Origin of the sequence: Lactococcus cremoris subsp. cremoris NBRC 100676 (assembly GCF_001591705.1) — a bacterium.
Classification (GTDB): Bacteria; Bacillota; Bacilli; order Lactobacillales; family Streptococcaceae; genus Lactococcus; species Lactococcus cremoris.
The window spans coordinates 20,439-34,905 of the sequence record NZ_BCVK01000025.1 but is presented as its reverse complement, the minus strand read 5'-3'; the positions used below and the strand labels follow the sequence as shown (position 1 = coordinate 34,905).

General features: G+C 36.3%; 19 protein-coding genes and 2 pseudogenes. All 21 read left to right on the top strand.

Going from position 1 to position 14,467, the window contains the following annotated elements; translation table 11 throughout:
- The first annotated feature begins 25 nt into the window (after window positions 1-25).
- A complete protein-coding gene (locus LLA01S_RS06000; RefSeq protein ID WP_014573151.1) occupies window positions 26-448 on the top strand; it encodes a RinA family protein in 423 nt (140 codons plus the stop codon).
- 233 nt (window positions 449-681) lie between these two features.
- Window positions 682-1,185, top strand: coding sequence for a DUF8602 domain-containing protein (locus LLA01S_RS05995; protein ID WP_061777987.1), 504 nt, complete (start codon window positions 682-684; stop codon window positions 1,183-1,185).
- A gap of 116 nt (window positions 1,186-1,301) precedes the next feature.
- Window positions 1,302-1,754, top strand: coding sequence for a phage terminase small subunit P27 family (locus LLA01S_RS05990; RefSeq protein WP_061777986.1), 453 nt, complete (start codon window positions 1,302-1,304; stop codon window positions 1,752-1,754).
- Window positions 1,754-3,568, top strand: coding sequence for a terminase large subunit (locus LLA01S_RS05985; RefSeq protein ID WP_061777985.1), 1,815 nt, complete (start codon window positions 1,754-1,756; stop codon window positions 3,566-3,568). Before LLA01S_RS05990 ends, LLA01S_RS05985 begins: the two co-directional genes overlap by 1 nt.
- A gap of 8 nt (window positions 3,569-3,576) precedes the next feature.
- Complete coding sequence (locus LLA01S_RS12630) at window positions 3,577-3,741, top strand: hypothetical protein (RefSeq protein WP_058221580.1); 165 nt, start codon at window positions 3,577-3,579, stop codon at window positions 3,739-3,741.
- The gene (locus tag LLA01S_RS05975) at window positions 3,738-4,817 is read left to right on the top strand and encodes a phage portal protein (RefSeq protein ID WP_061777984.1); all 1,080 of its coding nucleotides are present in this window, start codon (window positions 3,738-3,740) and stop codon (window positions 4,815-4,817) included. Before LLA01S_RS12630 ends, LLA01S_RS05975 begins: the two co-directional genes overlap by 4 nt.
- On the top strand, window positions 4,817-5,404 hold the full coding sequence (locus LLA01S_RS05970; protein ID WP_021166232.1) for an HK97 family phage prohead protease: 588 nt from the start codon (window positions 4,817-4,819) through the stop codon (window positions 5,402-5,404). Before LLA01S_RS05975 ends, LLA01S_RS05970 begins: the two co-directional genes overlap by 1 nt.
- The gene (locus LLA01S_RS05965) at window positions 5,394-6,707 is read left to right on the top strand and encodes a phage major capsid protein (protein ID WP_061777983.1); all 1,314 of its coding nucleotides are present in this window, start codon (window positions 5,394-5,396) and stop codon (window positions 6,705-6,707) included. Before LLA01S_RS05970 ends, LLA01S_RS05965 begins: the two co-directional genes overlap by 11 nt.
- Window positions 6,708-6,717: 10 nt before the next feature.
- Window positions 6,718-7,023: a head-tail connector protein gene (locus tag LLA01S_RS05960; RefSeq protein ID WP_021166230.1), complete on the top strand. Its 306-nt coding sequence runs from the start codon at window positions 6,718-6,720 to the stop codon at window positions 7,021-7,023.
- The gene (locus LLA01S_RS05955; protein ID WP_021166229.1) at window positions 7,010-7,345 is read left to right on the top strand and encodes a phage head closure protein; all 336 of its coding nucleotides are present in this window, start codon (window positions 7,010-7,012) and stop codon (window positions 7,343-7,345) included. The genes LLA01S_RS05960 and LLA01S_RS05955 overlap by 14 nt, the downstream gene beginning before the upstream one ends.
- Window positions 7,345-7,827, top strand: a complete 483-nt coding sequence (locus tag LLA01S_RS05950; RefSeq protein WP_231099806.1) for an HK97 gp10 family phage protein — start codon at window positions 7,345-7,347, stop codon at window positions 7,825-7,827. The genes LLA01S_RS05955 and LLA01S_RS05950 overlap by 1 nt, the downstream gene beginning before the upstream one ends.
- On the top strand, window positions 7,824-8,219 hold the full coding sequence (locus LLA01S_RS05945; protein ID WP_010905383.1) for a DUF806 family protein: 396 nt from the start codon (window positions 7,824-7,826) through the stop codon (window positions 8,217-8,219). Before LLA01S_RS05950 ends, LLA01S_RS05945 begins: the two co-directional genes overlap by 4 nt.
- 1 nt (window position 8,220) lies before the next feature.
- Window positions 8,221-8,826, top strand: coding sequence for a phage tail protein (locus LLA01S_RS05940; RefSeq protein ID WP_061777982.1), 606 nt, complete (start codon window positions 8,221-8,223; stop codon window positions 8,824-8,826).
- Between the two features lie 59 nt (window positions 8,827-8,885).
- Window positions 8,886-9,230 carry a phage tail tube assembly chaperone gene (locus LLA01S_RS05935; RefSeq protein WP_021166227.1) on the top strand — a complete coding sequence of 115 codons (345 nt, stop codon included), beginning with the start codon at window positions 8,886-8,888 and terminating at the stop codon, window positions 9,228-9,230.
- A 17-nt stretch (window positions 9,231-9,247) separates the two neighbouring features.
- Window positions 9,248-9,418 (top strand): hypothetical protein, encoded by a 171-nt coding sequence (locus tag LLA01S_RS12385; protein WP_021166226.1) that lies wholly within the window; start codon window positions 9,248-9,250, stop codon window positions 9,416-9,418.
- Between the two features lie 17 nt (window positions 9,419-9,435).
- Window positions 9,436-11,598, top strand: a complete 2,163-nt coding sequence (locus LLA01S_RS05930) for a tape measure protein (protein WP_255209975.1) — start codon at window positions 9,436-9,438, stop codon at window positions 11,596-11,598.
- Window positions 11,598-11,771, top strand: a complete 174-nt coding sequence (locus tag LLA01S_RS12625) for a hypothetical protein (protein WP_061777981.1) — start codon at window positions 11,598-11,600, stop codon at window positions 11,769-11,771. Before LLA01S_RS05930 ends, LLA01S_RS12625 begins: the two co-directional genes overlap by 1 nt.
- Window positions 11,755-13,755 (top strand): annotated as a pseudogene (locus LLA01S_RS12710) (hypothetical protein); the annotation flags it as partial. The gene LLA01S_RS12625 and the pseudogene LLA01S_RS12710, both read left to right, overlap by 17 nt.
- A gap of 15 nt (window positions 13,756-13,770) precedes the next feature.
- Window positions 13,771-14,007, top strand: coding sequence for a hypothetical protein (locus LLA01S_RS05915; RefSeq protein WP_021212325.1), 237 nt, complete (start codon window positions 13,771-13,773; stop codon window positions 14,005-14,007).
- A gap of 12 nt (window positions 14,008-14,019) precedes the next feature.
- Window positions 14,020-14,247, top strand: a complete 228-nt coding sequence (locus LLA01S_RS05910) for a hemolysin XhlA family protein (protein ID WP_021212326.1) — start codon at window positions 14,020-14,022, stop codon at window positions 14,245-14,247.
- A 12-nt stretch (window positions 14,248-14,259) separates the two neighbouring features.
- A pseudogene (locus LLA01S_RS13540) lies at window positions 14,260-14,460 on the top strand (phage holin); the annotation flags it as partial.
- Between the last annotated feature and the right edge of the window lie 7 nt (window positions 14,461-14,467).

Genomic DNA, 14,467 nt, shown 5'->3' with positions numbered 1-14,467 from the left:
ATACCACAAAAGGAGAATTTGATTAATGGCAGATAAGTTAGATAGAATTATTGGAGATTACGTTAATGGCAGACTTGAAGCCAGAATAAAATCAATTGAAAGCAGATATCTTTATAAACAAAAAGTAGATAACTTAGGCATTCGTACAGCTTATTCTGGCGGTTCGGAGCCTGAAAGTCATGTTTTAAATAAAGAAGCGCTTGAAAATGATGAGGAATTAATCAGATTAAGAGAATTGATAAGACAAATCGACATCTGGTATCTACCTTTGATTCAAGTTGAAAAGGAGGTAATAAGACTAAAATGTGAAGGATATAATGGCAGATACTGGTATCAAGTAATGCAAGAATTGGATGTTCAAGGATTTGAAGTTCCACAGAAGAAAGCTAAAGCTGCTTATTATAAATTTAGGAATGACATCTATTCTTTTGTTATTCACTTAATTTGAGAGGGACAAAATAGGCAAAAAAAGAATCGAAATTGCCTGAAATTGGCCCCTCAATCCTTGTTTTTGCTGATATACTTGTATTATGAAGTAAAAGGCAAAAGCAAAAATTTCAGAAAAATAAGGTTGAATTTGCTTCATAAGCTTGTTAGGGTTCGACTCCCTGACTTGCTATTATATTTTATTACAGGTTGTCCAATGGGCAGCCTTTTATTGTTGATGAAAGGAGATGCCCTATGAGGTTACACCGCTGTGCAAATGTAGGGTGTCGTGAATTGATACCCCTTAAACATAATTACTGCCAGAAGCATTACGATGAGCGCCTAGGCAATTACATCAATCAACGGGCAGAAAGTAAAGCTAAGGCATCTCTAACTTTAAGAGGGCAACGTAACCAAGCTGAACAGAACAGAGAGTATGACCAGACAAGGCGAAAGGAATTACACAATGGATTCTACCAAGACAAACGTTGGTCTAAAGTATCTGAGTACGTCAAGGCAAGAGATGGTTATGTTGATGCGATTGAAGGTAAGGCATGGGATAAGGGCGACCTGATAGCCGAGCACATCATACCAAGACGATTGCTTTCAGGAATGGAACAATATAATACCGACAATCTATGGCTTCTAACTAAATCGCAGCACAATAAAAAAACTGCAATAGAAAATAAGTTATCCGACCAGCAATTAAAAAATGTTGGGCGAGATTGGTGGAAAAAAGTTTTAAAAAATAAAAAATAGCCCCCCCGTCATTGCTTTTAGGAATACCGTATACCAATGGTGGCTTCCTTTCGAAAAAAGTGATTTTTTAAAATTTTTGCATAGGGGGGGTCAAGACAAATAAGAAAGGAGAAAAAATGACAGCTAAGAAGTTTAAAGACAGTAATGACGGGAAGTTGTCCTATCGTGCACCTAAGCACCTTTCTCCTCTCGCAAGTGCTTGTTGGCGTAAAACTGTCCCCTTTCTTGAGGAACAAAAGCCAGTTGATAAGATTGATTCGTTTTTAGTTGAAATGTACTGTACTCAGTATGAAATTTATAGAAATTCATACGAACATCTTAAAAAACATGGTGAGGTTCAAGAAATTTATAAACCAGTTCAAGATATGACTGGTGAAATTATTGACAGACAATTTCAAGGTTTTAAACGTAATCCAATGACTCAAATTTACTCGGATGCAATAAAAAATCTTACAAAGATTGGTTCTGAGTTAGGTTTATCTCCAAAATCACGTTCAGAGTTAATGGGATTGAATATGCAGGAAGATGAAGAAGAAATTGATTGGACTTCTAAGTTTGGTGGTGGTTAATGGATAACTATAAAGATTTAACAGAACGTTATCCAGATGATCCAGCTTTATCTTATGCAATTGGTGTACTTGACGGCACTATAATATCAGGGGAAAAAATAAAGCAAGCCTGTAAACGCCACATTAATGATTTAAGGAGAATTGATAAAGATGATGCATTCATTTATATCTATGATTCAGAACAAGCTAAGAAAATTGTAGAATTTTCAACACTCCTGAAAGATGTAACGAGTGGCGAACCATTTGAAGCATCACCTTATCAAAAGTTTATTCTAGCTTCTGTTCAAGGGTGGCGTAATCCAGAGACAAAAGGAATGAGATTTAAAACAATCTTTATTTCAATGGCTCGGACAAACGGTAAGACTCAAGTACTTGCAACTTATGCACTTTATAATTTCTTATTTGGTTCTCCTAAAATAAATAGACAGCTTGCAGTAAGTTCAATAGATATTGCTCACACTCATAACTTATTTAATTATATGAGGTTCAATTGGATTCAATTGAAAGATGGTGTGTTTAAAAAGCTTGCTAAAGCTTTAGATATCAACGATAATTCTCAAGTTATGGAGATAAAAAAGCAGTCTGCGGTAATGAAAAAACTTTCTGCTCAAGGAAGCCCAGCGGATTCTGACCATTATACTACTGGTATCGTTGATGAATATCATTTATTTGGTCAAAAGCAACGTGATTTTATTAGCTCAATGACATCTGGTATGGTTAATAATCCATTAGCTCAGATGTTTTTTATTTCAACAGCTGGAGTTGACCCGACTGTTCCGATGTTTGAAGATTATAAGCGGTATTCTAAAATGCTTGAATCTGGTGATTGGAGTAGTTCTGAAAAAGATTTAGTTCTTATATGGGAACAAGATAGCGAAGATGAAGCTTATCTAATTGAAACATGGCCTAAGTCAAATCCATTAATGGAAATAGAGTATATGCGTAAGAATCTTACAGAGGGGATGATTACCGAACGTGATTCATTAAACTCTCAAGGGCGCATACGTGACTTTTACGTTAAGAATATGAACTTATGGCAGAACGCAAAAAAGAACGCTTATTTGCCATTAGATTTGGTTCAAGATGCCATTGTAGATGAGTTTGATTACTTCGGCCGTGATGTCTTTATTGGTTTTGACTACTCGCAAACAAACGATGATACCTCATTGGCTTTTGTATTTCCTCATAGTGGAAGTAAATTTCATTTGCATCAACATAGCTGGATACCTATTGCGAAAGCTGGTTCTATTGAAGCCAAGGAACAAAGAGATAACATTGATTATCGTGCGGTTCAAGAAAAAGGGTTCGCAACTATAACTAGAGACCGTTTTGGACTGATTGATGAAGATGAAGTTTTTAATTGGATGCTTAATTTCATAGAAAAAAACGAGTTAAAAGTAAAAGCTATTTTGTATGACCAGTGGGGAACGGGAAATTTCATTAGACGACTGGATGAAGTCAAAGTAGAATATCTTCTGATTCCAGTAAGACAAGGGATAAAGTCGCTTAATGAGCCTACTAAATTCTTACAGTCTTCGTTTATTAAGCATAATATTACAATGCTTGATGACCAAGCGTTAATTCAAGGCCTAGTCAATGCAGTTACTGTTTCTGATAATAATGGGATTAAGCTTGATAAAAATGTCAATTCTCAAAAAATAGATGCTGCTGATGCTATTGTCAATGCACTTTATGAAGGACAATTTTACTTTAATGATTTTACAAATGTAGAAGAAAAGAAAACAAATTCTCCTTTTGGAAATATGAATGACGAAGAAATCAGCGACTACTTTATTAATGGATTTAGTTTTTAAGGAGGAAAATGAAAAATTTAATTACATACTTACCAGCGCTACTTGTTTTCGTTGGTTTTTTATTTGTATCGGTTGGTATATTCATTATTAATGTTCCGATAGGGCTAATTATTTCAGGGATATTGTTATTTGCCCTAGCTTATATGTATTCAAATAAAGGAGGACATACATGAGTATTTTAAACCCTTTTGAACGCAGAAGCTCAATTACATCTAATAATTATTACCCTTTTATGGTTCAAAATGGTTCGATTGTTCCTAATTCGCTTGTCGATGCAACAGAAGCACTAAAAAATAGCGATTTATATGCAGTGACTAGTTTAATTAGCTCGGATATCGCAGGTACCAGATTTACTGGTAATCAAGTGTTCACGAGCGTTCTAAACAATCCAAGCCACTTAACAAATGCTTTTAGTTTCTGGCAAACAGCTATATTAAATCTTTTGCTTAACGGGAATGTATTTCTAGCCATTTTAAAAGGTGATAATAGCTTGATGAAAGAGTTGAGGTTAATTCCTAGTAACGCTATAACAATAGATTTGACCGATAATACATTGACTTACGAAGTTAATCAATTTGATGATTATCCAAGTGCTAAATATAACGCTAGTGAAATGATACATGTAAAAATCATGGCTTATGGTGTCGATACACTCCATAACTTGGTTGGTCATTCTCCACTAGAATCTCTTACAAGCGAAATAGGGCAACAGAAAGAAGCAAATAGACTTTCTCTATCAACTTTAAAAGGAGCGCTTAATCCTACAAGTGTTGTCAAAGTTCCGCAAGGCACCTTATCTTCAGAAGCTAAAGACTCTATAAGAAATGAGTTCGAAAAAGCAAACGGAGGAAATAACTCAGGACGTGTCATGGTTCTGGATCAATCAGATGACTTTTCTACAGTATCCATAAATGCCGATGTTGCTAATTACCTTAATTCAATGAATTGGGGAAGAACTCAAATTGCCAAAGCTTTCGGAGTATCTGACAGTTATTTAAACGGAACGGGAGACCAACAGTCGAGTCTTGACCAAATTAAGGACCTTTATGTTAATGCTTTAAACCGATTCATTGAGCCTTTAATTTCAGAACTGAGAATCAAATGCGATTCATCGATTGGCGTTGATATGTCTCCCATTACCGACTATTCAAATTCTGTGTTTAAAGCAGATATATTGAACTGGGTAAAAGAAGGAATTATTGAGCCAACAGAAGCAAAGAATTTATTAGAAAGCAAGGGGATTATTTAGTGGAAAACATCGAATATCGTTATTTTGATTCAACAGAGTTAGAGACGAGGAGCCCTACAAATACTGGTTTTATTGGACAAATTGCAGGGTATGCCATTAAATTCAATACTCCTAGTACTGCAATGGCTCCATTTATTGAATATGTTGCTCCGACGGCACTTGATAATGTCGATTTAAGTGATGTATTAGCTTTATACAATCATGATTACGCTAATGTGCTAGGCAGAGTTGATGCAGGAACTTTAAAGTTAAGCATTGATAAAGTCGGCTTGCATTTTGTTTTGGATATGCCAGATACAACAGTTGGCCATGACGTTTATAACAATATTAAGGCTGGGAACCTTAAAGGTATGAGTTTTGGATTCTATGTTGCGGACGGTGGTGATTCATGGCAACAAGGAGCAGATAGTCCAATAAGAATTATTAATCAACTTCAAACGTTGAGTGAAATAAGTGTTGTAAGCAGACCAGCTTATGATGATACAAGCGTCCAAGTTACTCGTTCAATGGACGCTTTTTTATCGGAACGAACGAGAAAATATAAAGAAAAGGTAAAAATCTACCTAGGAGGACTCAATGAAAATTGAAAAATTAAAAAAAGATTTAGCAACTAAAACTGCTGAACTTAATGCCAAAAAAGCTGAAATTCGTAGCTTTACTGATTCAGAAGACAAAACAATTGATGAAGTCAAAGCTGGAATGGCAGAAATCAAAGAAAAAGAAGATGAAATCAAAGAAATTCGCTCTAATATTGAAGTTTTGGAGCAAGCTTCAGCATTAAAAGTTGAAGAAAAAAGAGATGATTCTGATTTGGTTGCTCCTGAATTAGAAGAAAATTCAGCAGATAACAAAGAAGTTAATCCAGAAAAAACTAAAACTGAAACAAAATCAGAAGCAGAAAAAGATAAAAATACTGTCAAAGATGACGAAAAAAGAGATGCAGGAGGATTGCAAGATATGAAATTAAAAGTTGGTGGCGAAATCGCAGATAAAAAAGTGACTGCTTTTGCTGATTATTTAAAAACTGGTGAAGTTCGTAATGTTACAGGTATTGCTTTGAATGATGGGAAAGTAATTATTCCTCAAACAATTCTCACTCCAGAAAAAGAAGTGCATCAATTCCCACGGCTTGGCTCATTGGTTCGTACCGAATCAGTAACTACAACAACTGGTAAGCTTCCAATTTTTAATAACTCTACTGACCTATTGACTGCTCACACAGAGTATGGTCAAACAACTAAAAATACAACTCCAGTTATTACACCTATTCTTTGGGACTTGAAAACATATACAGGAAGCTATGTATTCTCTCAAGAATTGATTTCTGATTCGTCTTATGATTGGCAAGCTGAACTTCAATCACGATTGACTGAGCTTCGTGATAATACTGATGATTCTCTTATCATTACAGCTTTGACTGATGGAGTTAAAAAAACTTCCTCTACTGACTTAATTGGAGATATTAAGAAAGTTCTGAACGTTACTTTAAAACCTCAAGATTCTGCAGCTGCTTCGATTGTTATGTCACAATCTGCCTATAACCTCTTTGATATGGCTACTGATGCAATGGGTCGTCCTTTGTTGCAACCAAACGTTACCGCAGCAACTGGTTATACTTTGCTTGGGAAAACAGTTGTTATCGTTGATGATAAATTGTTTCCTAGTGCTAATGCAGGGGATGTAAATATCGTTGTTGCTCCGCTCAAAAAAGCAGTAATCAACTTTAAACTTACTGAAATTACTGGTCAATTCCAAGATACTTATGATGTCTGGTATAAACAATTAGGTATCTTCTTGCATCAAAACGTTGTACAAGCTCGTAAAGACTTAATTGTTAACTTGACAGGTAAGCTAAAAGAAGTAAAAGTTATTCAATCTACAGCAGTATAAGGAGTGAATTATGGCACTAATTACAGCGCAAGAATTACTTGATGAAAATCATATTGATTCAAACTATGATGAAATTGCAACTATGAATAGACTTATTCATGATGCAAGTGCCTTAATTCGTGGTTCTATTTCTGATTCAGTTACTGATGAGCAAATCATGGATAATTTACCCGACCAGTACAATAGAGCTATTTCAGCTCTTGCAACCCGTCTATATTTCAGTAGAGATTTATCTGATGGTTACGGTATGGGTATTCAGATTATGATTAATCAAATAAGAGCTAGAATGTGGGAGGTGCTGAATGGCACAACTTAATCTAGCTGACTTTAACAAAAAAGTTCAACTAGGAGATGTTAAAACTTTAACTAATGAATATACAGGAGCTGGTTATGACGGTTTTGTTCCAGCATTAACGGTTTGGTTTGCATCTAAAACAAGAACGTTGAGTCAATCATACCAACTCCAAGGAACTGCTCTTGAAAACTCACGTACGATTATCATACGACACAATTCATCAGCAGAAAAATTAAAGGTTGCTGAGATTGATAATGTCCAATATGATATCGTCAATTATTCGCCTGATGAAACAAGCAACATTATCAGGTACGACTATTTGACGTTGAAAAGGAGTTCATGATGGAAGAAAAGCAACTATTTGAAGACATTATGAATGGGATAATTTTTCAAGCAGAATCTGTCAGTACATCTCTAACGGTTGAAGATAAAGCGAAAATAACCAAGGCTGGTGCAAATGCATTCGCTAGAGGACTTGAAAAAGTCACTAAAGATAAGCATTATCGTATTCGTAAAACTGGGGAAAATCCACATCTAGCCGATAGTATTTTGGTTCAGAACACTAATATTGATGGTATTAAAGACGGAAATTCTACCGTTGGTTGGGATTACACCAAATCAAGGGTAGGTCATCTGATTGAAAACGGCACACGTTTTCCGATGTATTCCAAAAAAGGAACGAAATATAGAAAAGGGGGTCAAGTTGCAATTACATCTGACCCTTTTGTTTCTACTTATCGTGACGGCATGGAAGCTCAAGTTGCCATATTTTCAGCGGAAGCAGAAGTTTTTTCAGAAATACTCAAAAAGAAAGGGGCAGAATGAGACCAACACAAGAAGTTTCGCAAATAGTAGGTGCTTTCCGTCCCTCTTGGTTAGTATTTGAAAATTTTATTCCCAAAGAACATGTTAATGATTTAGACAATACTCAAGTTTTACTGACAGAGTTTAAATCAGATATTACTAACTATGGGGACGGAACCTTTAATAGCGTTGTTCTGGCAGTTACTATCCAAATTTTCTACGGATTTAATCTCTCTGAAAGTATGCTTCTTGCAGAAATAGAATTGATGGAGAAACTAAAAGATAGCGGGTGGTTAACAATTTCAAGTGAACCACATTACCTAGACGTTAGTACCAATACAACAAAACAACAAACTAAAAAAAATATCACAGTTGAAAAAATTGTGGAAATTAATGAATTAAAAGGAGAATAAAATGGCAATTGTAGGTTTAAAAAAATCTTATCTTGGATTAATTGATAAAAAAACAGGCAAAATTATTGCAGGGCCTGAAGGGCTAACAACAGATGGACTTTATATATCAAATCCGAAAGATTATGGTACAGCTTCTGAAAATATCACTAATATTGCAGCTGCTGGTACTCAAAAATTTGGAGACAACGGTCTTGTTGATGTAGTGAGTGCAAAATCATTTCCGCAAGTCGCTGCAGTTTGGAACAATCTTCCTTTTGCTATTAAAGCTAAAATTAAAGGAGAAGTAAGCGACAAAAAAGGCGGATACGTTCAATCACAAGATTTGCCACAAGTTGCTTTGATTATTGAGTCAGAGTTAATTGATCGTTCACATTCAATTTTTTACGCATTCGGTAATGGGCAAATGACTGAAACTGCATTGAACATTCAAACTGACCATACAGCGCAAAACCGAGTTGAAGATGCATTGACTTATCAATCACTGGCTTTTGCGGCATGGAATAATCAAGGAATGAAAACTTTCAATTCTGCAGATCCTGGATTCGATAAAGTGGCAATGTTAAAAGAAGTTATGGGAGGATATGCTGCTAGTGGACTCGGAGTTTAATTAAACAGTGCGGGATGATTACATCCCGCTTTTTTATTTATAAAATATTGGAGAAAAACATGGAAATTAAAATCAAACAACTTAAAAAAACCGTTGAAGTCAAAGCTTCAATTAAAAATCTCAAGAAGAGTTATAAATTTGCCAAAAACATGGCCGAAGCAGAAGAAAAAATTAGTGAAGGAAACGATGAACTAGTCTTAGATTATCTTGATTCAATTATCGAATTTGTCTCTGATATCGCTAAACTCAGCAAAAAAGAAAAAGAAGAACTTGAAGAACTTGAAATGGAAGAGTTGATGGAAGTTGTTTCTTATATTGTTGCAAAATTGCAAGGCGCTTCTGACTCGGATATCAAAAAAGCCAAAGAAAATGGCGAAGTGGGTTTAGCCCAAGAGAGCGAATAATCAGCAATCATAATCACTTGTTAGAATTACAGCTATTCGAAAAAGATGTGATTCAAAATCTTCATTGGGATTTAAGCACAATTGGAGAACAGGAATATGAGGAATTGCTTGATGTCATGAGCGCAAATCCTGATAACAAAATGATGTCAGCTGAGGATTTAGCTGCTCAATGGAATTCGTTAATTTAAAAAGAAAGGAGGAATATATGGCAAAAGAAAAAGTAGCTGGGACTTTGGCCACTAATATCGGAGTTAATACTACTAATGCAGTAACCAGTATTGAAAGCCTTAAAAATTCAGTTAAAGATAGCACCAATGCTTGGAAACAGATGGAATCTCAAATGAAGCTGTCAGGAGATACTCTAGGTGCTTCTAAAGCTAAGTATGAGGGTTTGTCTGATTCTTTAAGTAAACAAAAATCAGTGCTTGAGCGGCTAAAACAAGAGCAATCAGAAGTTAACCGTTCTACTTCTGATGGAGAGAAAGCTTATCAAAAATATGCTTCACAAATTACTCAAGCAGAAGTTAAGTTAACCGCCCTAAACGGTCAACAAGATAAAGCAAAACAAGCTTATGAGTACCAAAAATCAGGACTTGCAAAACTTAACGAGGAAGTTCAACATTCTAACAAGCTTACGGAAGAACGGGTAAAGCAACTCGAAGCGGAAGGAAAAACTGAAGAAGCCAACAAAGCCAAAATTGATGGATTAAAGTCAGCTCAAGAAAAATATTCTCAAATTTTAAAGATTCAAAAAACCGAATTGGAAAAACTAGGGGAATCAGGCGATAAGAACTCTAAGGCTTATAAACTTCAAGAAGTTCGTGTGGCGCAAATGTCCACAAAGGTTTCAGAAGCTACTCGAGATATAAAAAGGATCAACGGCACTGAAATAAAACCTCGTACAGAAGGTATAGGTAAAGTAAAGAGTCAGCTTAGAAGCCTTAATGATCTATTAGGTCGTACACATAGCCGTTTTAAAGATGTGTTTTTAGGGAACATCTTAGCTAGTGGCGTAATCGGTGCGATTGGTGATATTAAGAGCAAATTTACTGGCGCTTTAGAAGCTGGCGTAGAGTATAACAAAGAAATGCAGAATTTATCGGTTTCTTTGAATAATTTTACAAATGGTAATCAAAAACTGAATGATTCTTTAGTTGATAATATCAAAAATTTGCGAGAAGAATCAGGATATTCCATTGATACATTAAGTCTTTTAACTAAAAAAAATTATGGATTAGAAGGTTCGGCTGATGGCGCTAAAAAATTATCTGACGCTTTTGTTAATTTAGGTCGTGCAACTGGTAAATCTGATGATGCAATGCAAAACATTATCACTAAGTTTACTCAAATGAATGCAAGTGGTGAAATTACTTCTGGTTCAATTACCAAAATGGGAAAAACGCTACCTGGGTTCGCTAAAACATTATCCACGACAATGGGTGTCTCTCGCGATAAACTCAACGAATTAGCAAAAGACGGTAAAATTTCAATGTCTGATTTATCAAAGACAATTGAAAACATGAGTGCCGCTAAACCTAAAGGGCTTGAAAACTACCTCACTTCATTTGACGGATTTTCTGCTCACTTGCAAGAAAAATACCAAAGTTTATCTGGAAAAATCACAGAAGGTTTCTTTAAAACAAATAATAATTTCTTAAAAAACATGTCTAAATCTCTTGACGGAGAGGAAACGGAAAAGGCGTTTACTCATATCGGAGATAGTGCAAATAAAGCTGTCACAACTATTTCTACAGCTTTTAGCTCCGTTTTTAAAGGAACTAAAAATCCATTAGCAGACTTTGCGAATGGACTGGCTAATGAAATTGAAAAATTAGGGAACTTTATTTCTAAACATGCCAATGATATCAAAAACTTTTTTGGTATGGTAAAAGATTTAGGCGGTGCTGCATTTAAGTTAATCGGCGACACTCTAAAAACAGTTCTACCTTGGCTTGAGAAGTTTGGGACTTGGGCATCAAAACATCCGGAAGACGTTAAGAAAATTGCTCTTGCAATTATAGGACTTAACATTGCATTAAAAGGTACTTTAGGTACGGCAGTTAGTGGTATCGTTACTCTTCTTGATTACACAGACCCATTAACTTGTACGATTGATAGCACAGCAGGCAGTATTTTTAAAAATGGTTCTGGTACAACAACACTTACTTGCCGAGTATTTCAATCTGGTGCTGAAATTGATACAGCTGGAACAACCTATACTTATAAATGGTCTCAACGTGACCAAAATGGCGTATTAAATGCTAATTTTGGCGGTACAGTCAATCAATATAAAACTGGTAAAACAATTAGTGTTGCGGCGACTGATATCAATGTCAAAGCTCAATATACATGCGAGGTGAATCAATAATGAAAAGTACATTTTATGCCAATATCGAACTTGGGGGAGAAATCACACAAGTTAGCTTTGAAGCAACAAGCGCAAGTGATGTGATTGAACAAATCTGGTGGACTTTTGGTATCTCCACCCCAATTATTGAAATTTGGGCGGAGGTGACTGATGACGATAGTAGCAAGCAATAGCCTCACCATAAGTAACGTTAATGATGGGACAATAACTCACGTAGCCTACGCTTACAGCGCAGACGGCACTGACGGTTTCACAACTGTTTATCCAATTTTGAATTTGTTGGATGGTACCTCATCGACTTTAAAAACCGTATCTGCTAAAGGTTGGGGCACTCCTTCGTTAGCTACCAATACTGTAAATTTTGAAAAAGGAAAAGTATATACTTACTCGGCTTGGGTTCAAGATTGTGATGTAGACTCACGTGCAATACTCTATCTTTATGACTCTGCTAACGTCAGCTACAATAATGCTGGAAATACGATAAAAGCTGGAACTTCTGGTTTTTCAACTATCACTTTTACTGTCTCTATTGATGTTGCTAGGTATAAAGCTTCTATTGGATTTGTAGCAAATCAATCCAATCTCCATAATTTAAGCTATTCAAAATTAAAATTAGAACCAGGCTCAACCGCCACCCCTTGGATGCCATCAGCTAGCGAAGTAACAACTGCTGACTGGCCAAGCTACATCGGTCAGTACACAGACTTTACGCAAGCTGACAGCACTAATCCATCCGATTACACTTGGAGTCTGATGCGAGGGAATGACGGGTTTGGAATAAAAGCCACTGTTATCACTTACGCTATTTCAACAAGCGGAACAACGGCACCATCTAGCGGTTGGACAAGTTCTGTTCCCAGTCTTGTAAAAGGTCAGTATCTCTGGACGAAAACAGTATGGACATACACGGACAACTCATTTGAAACAGGTTACTCAGTAACTTATATTTCTAAAGACGGAAATAACGGTAATGACGGAATTGCTGGTAAAGATGGCGTTGGAATAAAAACTACGACCATTGCGTATGCAGGCTCAACAAGTGGAACAACGGCACCGACTAGCGGTTGGACTTCCACAGTTCCGACAGTTGCAGCAGGTAGTTATCTGTGGACTAAGACTGTTTGGGCTTATACGGATAATACCAGTGAAACAGGGTATTCAGTAGCTAAAATGGGAAACAATGGAGCAACAGGGCCGCAAGGACCTCAGGGTAATACTGGCCCACAAGGACCAACTGGTCCTGCTGGAAGTAATGGTGATCCAGGTAAAATTGTTTCTGATGAAGAACCTACCACAAAATTTAAAGGTTTAACTTGGAAATATATAGGAATTACAGCAGTTGATGCTTCTGACGGAACTAACATCCAACCAAATACTGAGTATTATTGGAATGGCAAAAATTGGGTTATTAATCTTATTAAGGCTCAAAATATTGATGTCGATACTTTGTCTGCGATTACAGCTATTTTAGGGGATATGCTTGGGGGTTCGCTGACTATCTCAAAAAGTGACACTCAGGGAATAGCTGTTAAAGATGGTGTGGTTAAGTCTTGGGATATTTCTAAAATGATAGACCCTAATTATCCAGACGGATATTCATATACAAGCATGGGGGTGGCTTTGAATTCAGGCGGCTTAACCATTTACAGTGCTGGTTATGGAATAACCCTTGATAAAGGTGGAGTCATTGATCCAAAATACAAAGTCGCTTCATTACAAGCGATTGCCAGTAATGGGAGAAATAGTATTGGTACAGGGCTTGTTTTAAATGCGACTAATTCCAATTTCCCATTTACAATTAATGGGAATATTGATGTGATTGGTGGAATTAGACAAACTTCTAAGACTACCTCTGTAACTATTGGAGCTGGTTTAATCTTTAGCTTAGAACGACGTGGTGAAACTGTGATTGCAATTTTGTTAGGTACAATTAATTCATCGCTTACTTCTGGTCAACAATTCGGTGTGGGTAAAATTCCATTAGGCTATCGACCTAATACAACAGCCAACATACCAGCGCATATGACCTCAAGTTATAATGGTGCACATATTGATGCGGGGATTGACGGAGTCTGTACTTGGTGGGGGCCTTCGACTAATACCGGGTACCCACGAGGTTCACAAATGTGGTTTACTAATGATTCGTTACCAAACTAGAAACAAGGAGAAAAAATGAAAAAGAACAAACAGACTCAAGAAACTACCGACATTATTATCGGTGAAAACATTGTTGCCAATCTTAGTATTACCGCTTATGAGACGGGGGCTTTAGAAGCACAGCTAACAATTAATAACCCTCAAGATTTTCATAATTCAGAAGAAGCTAAAAATGAGCTAAACGAATTAATATCAGAAGCTTTTGAGGCTTCGAAAAATAAACTGGCCACTTATGAAGTGCCAGAAAAATAGAAAGCAGGGGTTATGGAGGAACAAGCATGGCGAGAAGTCCTCGAACGTTTAGCTCGAATTGAAACAAAGTTAGATAACTATGAAACAGTTCGAGATAAAGCAGAACGAGCGCTCCTAATAGCTCAATCAAATGCGAAACTTATAGAAAAAATGGAAGCTAATAATAAGTGGGCTTGGGGCTTTATGCTTACTTTAGCGGTAACAGTTATTGGCTATATATTAACTAGATTTGGAATTTAAAGGAGAAAGAACATGAAAACAATTGATAAAGGAACACTCACACGTACAATCTTACTTTGGTTGGCAATTTTAAACCAAGTATTGACAGCGCTTGGTAAGAATCCACTTCCATTAGATGATAATACTGTCAGTACATTAATTACTGCTGTATTTGCTCTTTTGGCTTGGTGGAGGAACAATGACTTTACTCATGCAGCAAAAAAAGGAACTGAACTTACAA

What these genes read in the sequence shown, in the direction of transcription:
- LLA01S_RS12625 (WP_061777981.1), top strand. Translation starts at nt 11,598, where the DNA reads ATGAAAAGTACATTTTATGCCAATATCGAACTTGGGGGAGAAATCACA.
- LLA01S_RS06000 (WP_014573151.1), top strand. Translation starts at nt 26, where the DNA reads ATGGCAGATAAGTTAGATAGAATTATTGGAGATTACGTTAATGGCAGA.
- LLA01S_RS05990 (WP_061777986.1), top strand. Translation starts at nt 1,302, where the DNA reads ATGACAGCTAAGAAGTTTAAAGACAGTAATGACGGGAAGTTGTCCTAT.
- LLA01S_RS05910 (WP_021212326.1), top strand. Translation starts at nt 14,020, where the DNA reads ATGGAGGAACAAGCATGGCGAGAAGTCCTCGAACGTTTAGCTCGAATT.
- LLA01S_RS05955 (WP_021166229.1), top strand. Translation starts at nt 7,010, where the DNA reads ATGGCACAACTTAATCTAGCTGACTTTAACAAAAAAGTTCAACTAGGA.
- LLA01S_RS05930 (WP_255209975.1), top strand. Translation starts at nt 9,436, where the DNA reads ATGGCAAAAGAAAAAGTAGCTGGGACTTTGGCCACTAATATCGGAGTT.
- LLA01S_RS05960 (WP_021166230.1), top strand. Translation starts at nt 6,718, where the DNA reads ATGGCACTAATTACAGCGCAAGAATTACTTGATGAAAATCATATTGAT.
- LLA01S_RS05915 (WP_021212325.1), top strand. Translation starts at nt 13,771, where the DNA reads ATGAAAAAGAACAAACAGACTCAAGAAACTACCGACATTATTATCGGT.
- LLA01S_RS05940 (WP_061777982.1), top strand. Translation starts at nt 8,221, where the DNA reads ATGGCAATTGTAGGTTTAAAAAAATCTTATCTTGGATTAATTGATAAA.
- LLA01S_RS05950 (WP_231099806.1), top strand. Translation starts at nt 7,345, where the DNA reads ATGGAAGAAAAGCAACTATTTGAAGACATTATGAATGGGATAATTTTT.
- LLA01S_RS05935 (WP_021166227.1), top strand. Translation starts at nt 8,886, where the DNA reads ATGGAAATTAAAATCAAACAACTTAAAAAAACCGTTGAAGTCAAAGCT.
- LLA01S_RS12630 (WP_058221580.1), top strand. Translation starts at nt 3,577, where the DNA reads ATGAAAAATTTAATTACATACTTACCAGCGCTACTTGTTTTCGTTGGT.
- LLA01S_RS05985 (WP_061777985.1), top strand. Translation starts at nt 1,754, where the DNA reads ATGGATAACTATAAAGATTTAACAGAACGTTATCCAGATGATCCAGCT.
- LLA01S_RS05945 (WP_010905383.1), top strand. Translation starts at nt 7,824, where the DNA reads ATGAGACCAACACAAGAAGTTTCGCAAATAGTAGGTGCTTTCCGTCCC.
- LLA01S_RS05995 (WP_061777987.1), top strand. Translation starts at nt 682, where the DNA reads ATGAGGTTACACCGCTGTGCAAATGTAGGGTGTCGTGAATTGATACCC.
- LLA01S_RS05975 (WP_061777984.1), top strand. Translation starts at nt 3,738, where the DNA reads ATGAGTATTTTAAACCCTTTTGAACGCAGAAGCTCAATTACATCTAAT.
- LLA01S_RS05965 (WP_061777983.1), top strand. Translation starts at nt 5,394, where the DNA reads ATGAAAATTGAAAAATTAAAAAAAGATTTAGCAACTAAAACTGCTGAA.